At 65.1% G+C, this 315-nt stretch carries 1 pseudogene; it reads left to right on the forward strand.

The features are described 5' to 3' along the window. Positions 1-315 (forward strand): annotated as a pseudogene (locus HX846_RS39175) (ABC transporter permease); the annotation flags it as partial.

The raw sequence follows: 315 nt of genomic DNA on the forward strand, positions 1-315 counted from the left end.
TATCGGCTTCGCCCAACCGTTGCTGGACATGCCCCAACGCCTGTCGCGATTGCTGCTGGACAAGGCCTTTGCCGCCGCGCATCCCGCCCTGCCGCCGGAACTGGGCGCGCAACTGCAGCTCAAGCAGGCCGAGGAAAACAACCTCGCGCGCCTCACTGAAAGCTTCCATCTGAACCTCGATGCGCTGGGCTTTCTGTCCTTTGTGGTGGGCCTGTTTATCGTGCATGCCGCCATCGGCCTGGCGCTGGAGCAGCGGCGCGGCCTGCTGCGAACCTTGCGTGCGTGCGGGGTCAGTGCGCGGATGCTGATCCTCAG

The sequence above is a fragment of the Pseudomonas sp. K5002 genome, assembly GCF_013386655.1.
Classification (GTDB): domain Bacteria; phylum Pseudomonadota; class Gammaproteobacteria; order Pseudomonadales; family Pseudomonadaceae; genus Aquipseudomonas.